General features: G+C 42.7%; 2 tRNA genes and 2 rRNA genes (1 of these 4 only partly in view). All 4 read right to left on the bottom strand.

Going from position 1 to position 5,000, the window contains the following annotated elements:
- Positions 1-1,206 (bottom strand): 23S ribosomal RNA (locus ABXT71_RS07485); it reaches 1,636 nt to the left of the window's first position.
- A gap of 255 nt (positions 1,207-1,461) precedes the next feature.
- A tRNA-Ala gene (locus ABXT71_RS07480) sits at positions 1,462-1,535 on the bottom strand.
- Between the two features lie 165 nt (positions 1,536-1,700).
- Positions 1,701-1,774: transfer RNA gene (locus tag ABXT71_RS07475), tRNA-Ile, on the bottom strand.
- 154 nt (positions 1,775-1,928) lie between these two features.
- Positions 1,929-3,450 (bottom strand): 16S ribosomal RNA (locus tag ABXT71_RS07470).
- The 16S and 23S rRNA genes sit together here with 2 tRNA genes alongside, the layout of an rRNA operon.
- Between the last annotated feature and the right edge of the window lie 1,550 nt (positions 3,451-5,000).

Below are 5,000 nucleotides of genomic sequence, written 5' to 3'. Positions count from 1 at the left end.
CGCCCCTAGGGCGGAGTCCATAGCTTCGGTAGTATGTTTATGCCCGATTATTATCCATGCCGGATCGCTCGACTAGTGAGCTGTTACGCACTCTTTAAATGAATGGCTGCTTCCAAGCCAACATCCTAGCTGTCTGTGCAATCCAACCTCGTTTATTCAACTTAACATACATTTTGGGACCTTAGCTGATGGTCTGGGTTCTTTCCCTCTCGGACATGGACCTTAGCACCCATGCCCTCACTGCTGATCATATTTTATAGCATTCGGAGTTTGTCAGGAATTGGTAGGCGGTGAAGCCCCCGCATCCAATCAGTAGCTCTACCTCTATAAAACTAATATCAACGCTGCACCTAAATGCATTTCGGGGAGTACGAGCTATTTCCGAGTTTGATTGGCCTTTCACCCCTACCCTCAGGTCATCCCAAGACTTTTCAACGTCAACGGGTTCGGTCCTCCACTGTATGTTACTACAGCTTCAACCTGCCCAAGGGTAGATCACACGGTTTCGCGTCTACTACTGCTAACTATGGCGCCCTATTCAGACTCGCTTTCGCTACGGCTCCGAACCTTAAGTTCTTAACCTTGCTAACAACAGTAACTCGTAGGCTCATTATGCAAAAGGCACGCCGTCACAGCGTAAAGCCGCTCCGACCGCTTGTAAGCGTATGGTTTCAGGATCTATTTCACTCCCTTATTCAGGGTTCTTTTCACCTTTCCCTCACGGTACTAGTTCACTATCGGTCTCTCAGGAGTATTTAGCCTTGGCGGATGGTCCCGCCGGATTCATACAGGGTTTCACGTGCCCCGCACTACTCAGGATACCACTATCTTAACTTCCTTTACTTATACCGGGCTATCACCGTCTATGGCCACTCTTTCCAAAGTGTTCTAATTCATCGAGTCTCAAATGTCGTGGTCCTACAACCCCGATATTGCCGTAACAATATCGGTTTGGGCTATTGCGCGTTCGCTCGCCGCTACTAGCGCAATCACTTTTGTTTTCTCTTCCTCCGGGTACTTAGATGTTTCAGTTCTCCGGGTTTGCCTCCTTGCGGATACTATATCTTCAATATAGTGGGTTGCCCCATTCGGAAATCTTCGGATCAAAGGGTATGTGCCCCTCCCCAAAGCTTATCGCAGCTTATCGCGTCCTTCTTCGCCTCTGAGAGCCTAGGCATTCCCCATACGCTCTTATTTTGCTTATTGTACTTTTTTGCTCTTAATGAGTATTTATGCTTGATAAATAATACTTCCTTAATAGTAATGAGTAAACTCAATACTACATCAAAAGCACTAATTAAAAAGACTTTTAATTTATTACTTTTCTCGTATTCTTATTTCAATATGTCAATGAACGTTTTTCTTGTAAACAACCCAATCTCGATGGTAAAAGAAACTATTTTACTTCTTACAGTATCCTTGGTTGTTCTTATACCTATCTTCTTTGCGTCTGAAGAATTGTGGAGAATATCGGAGTCGAACCGATGACCTCCTGCGTGCAAGGCAGGCGCTCTAGCCAGCTGAGCTAATCCCCCATTTTAAAGCATTTAGTAGTTAGTAGTCAGTAGTCAGTCCTCTCGGATGTGTACTTAGTACCGCATACGGCGTACTGTAAAACTGGTATTAACCAACTTCTAAAATTTCCTTCAATATGTTTTAATGAACTTGTTATTTCCGAAGAAATAAAATAATATTTAATGTAGTCTCAGGCAGACTCGAACTGCCGACCTCTACATTATCAGTGTAGCGCTCTAACCAGCTGAGCTATGAGACTGTAATAGCCTTTAGTTTTCAGTATCCTGTAATCAGTTTTGATATACTGATACGAATTCTTATAGACTGTATTATAATTAAAATTGACAACTAAACTGCAAACAACACCCTCGGTGTAACTGAACTTATAAGCTCAACGTCGTATCTTTCTCTAGAAAGGAGGTGTTCCAGCCGCACCTTCCGGTACGGCTACCTTGTTACGACTTAGCCCTAGTTACCAGTTTTACCCTAGGCAGCTCCTTGCGGTGACCGACTTCAGGTACCCCCAGCTTCCATGGCTTGACGGGCGGTGTGTACAAGGCCCGGGAACGTATTCACCGGATCATGGCTGATATCCGATTACTAGCGATTCCAGCTTCACGGAGTCGAGTTGCAGACTCCGATCCGAACTGAGATAGGGTTTATAGATTCGCTCCTGGTCGCCCAGTGGCTGCTCTCTGTCCCTACCATTGTAGCACGTGTGTGGCCCAGGACGTAAGGGCCGTGATGATTTGACGTCATCCCCACCTTCCTCACAGTTTGCACTGGCAGTCTTGTTAGAGTTCCCGACATGACTCGCTGGCAACTAACAACAGGGGTTGCGCTCGTTATAGGACTTAACCTGACACCTCACGGCACGAGCTGACGACAACCATGCAGCACCTTGTAATCTGTCCGAAGAAAAGAGTATTTCTACTCCTGTCAGACTACATTTAAGCCCTGGTAAGGTTCCTCGCGTATCATCGAATTAAACCACATGCTCCACCGCTTGTGCGGGCCCCCGTCAATTCCTTTGAGTTTCATTCTTGCGAACGTACTCCCCAGGTGGGATACTTATCACTTTCGCTTAGCCACTCAATCCGAAGATCGAACAGCTAGTATCCATCGTTTACGGCGTGGACTACCAGGGTATCTAATCCTGTTCGCTCCCCACGCTTTCGTCCCTCAGCGTCAATACGTTGTTAGTGATCTGCCTTCGCAATCGGTATTCTAAGTAATATCTATGCATTTCACCGCTACACTACTTATTCTAACCACTTCACAACGATTCAAGACAACCAGTTTCAATGGCAATTCTACAGTTGAGCTGCAGACTTTCACCACTGACTTAGCTGCCCGCCTACGGACCCTTTAAACCCAATGATTCCGGATAACGCTCGGACCCTCCGTATTACCGCGGCTGCTGGCACGGAGTTAGCCGGTCCTTATTCTTACAGTACCGTCAAGCTGCTACACGTAGCAGTGTTTCTTCCTGTATAAAAGCAGTTTACAACCCATAGGGCCGTCATCCTGCACGCGGCATGGCTGGATCAGAGTCTCCTCCATTGTCCAATATTCCTCACTGCTGCCTCCCGTAGGAGTCTGGTCCGTGTCTCAGTACCAGTGTGGGGGATCCCCCTCTCAGGGCCCCTACCTATCGTAGTCTTGGTAAGCCGTTACCTCACCAACAAACTAATAGGACGCATACTCATCTTGTACCGTAACCTTTAAAATTCCTGTGATGCCACAAAAACTTACTATGGGGTATTAATCTTCGTTTCCAAAGGCTATCCCCCAGTACAAGGTAGATTGTATACGCGTTACGCACCCGTGCGCCGGTCGTCAGCAAGTAGCAAGCTACCTCTGTTACCCCTCGACTTGCATGTGTTAAGCCTGCCGCTAGCGTTCATCCTGAGCCAGGATCAAACTCTTCATCGTTAAATCTTAAATATATTTATACAACTTATCGAGCTCTCTCAAATTAATTCTCAGGTGTTATTCTTAGTTTAGTTATTCAATACAGTTACTGCAAGTTTCCAAGTAGTAACCATACGCTGTCAATTTCAATATGTCAATGAACTCCCCAATAAAGGGATTAAAATCTTTATACCTATATTATAGGTTAAAATCTCTTTGTAGATGCGAAGGAGTCGAACCCTCTTCTGTATTCCAAATCACCTTTTTTAATGAACTAATTCTCTAAGCGGCTGCAAATATAATACTGTTTTGCAAACTAACAACCCCTTTGTGAAAATATTTCAATTAATTTTAAAAGAACTTTTTTGCTTCGTTTACAACAAACTACGTTGCTTTCCTAAGCGGCTGCCATACTACTGTTTACTAAACTAACTACTTCTTTTTAAAAATAATTTCAATAAATTTTAAAGAACTTTTTTGCATGTTTTTAACAACCTTCGTTGCTTTACTAAGCGGCTGCAAATATACTACCTTCCTAATCTTATGACCAAACTATTAATGAAGTTTTTTTCATAACAACATATATTTATTTATAACTTCCTGCATCCCTTCAAATTACAAAATAATTATTTATGGGTTAGCGATTGATGAGGCATCCTTTTTTGCCGTTTTCGCAAAAAATACAGCAGAAAGCGCGGTCACTGTACCTTAAATAGCATAATAGAACACCGAAACCCTTAAAAAATCAGGGAACATCAACACCTTTCAAATAAACGACTGAATCTTATTGAAATTAAAATTCGTTCTACACTCATCTTTTCTAGGGAATGATGATGATGGCTCAACACAAAAAGTTTTGGAGCACCTAAAAAGGATAGAACTTTGCTTTTAAAAAATTGATGTCCTCGGACGCTCTATCTGCTGGAGCTAATTTATTACTCCCCGAAGTAATCGTGCACCATATTGATTTAATCAAGCACGAGGTTTAAGGCGAAAAGTTCCATTTCTATTTTACAGAATTGAACAATATCCCTGGAGGGTTTGCTAAGGCGAAACTGCATTCTAATGGTTCTCTTCCGCAGGCAACAGTTCAAGATTTTCCAATACGAGGCAAGAACGTATATCTACATATAACCAGACGCATCGGCTTAACGAAGATACCGGTAGGGTAGGATTGGGATTTAGTTGCAAAAGGAACTAGAATTGCTAGTGAGTTTGCCAATTTTTAAAAAGAGATCCCTCAGTAATAATGCTTCAAGCACAACACTTGTATCTGATTTTTAAGGCGTTAACCCTAGAAGTCTAAAAAAACAATACAAAGATCATCTAAACCACTTTAAAGCTTGGGATCAAAAGAAACACCCAACAGATTGGTTATTATTTGTAAAGAATATAGGATAGAACTTATCCCTTTACGAGACCTCATTATCTAATGGTGAATTATACACCATTATAACCAATAAACAAGCTAAAGGAACGAAAGGAGCTATAGTAACCACGGTCAAAGAAACCAAAGCTGAAGTGGTTATAAAAACACTTCATAAGATTCCTTTAAAACAGTGAGAAAAAGT

Origin of the sequence: Patiriisocius sp. Uisw_047 (genome assembly GCF_047730165.1) — a bacterium.
Lineage (GTDB): Bacteria > Bacteroidota > Bacteroidia > Flavobacteriales > Flavobacteriaceae > Patiriisocius.
The sequence above is the reverse complement of the archived record's forward strand: the minus strand, read 5'-3'. Positions and strand labels throughout refer to the sequence as shown.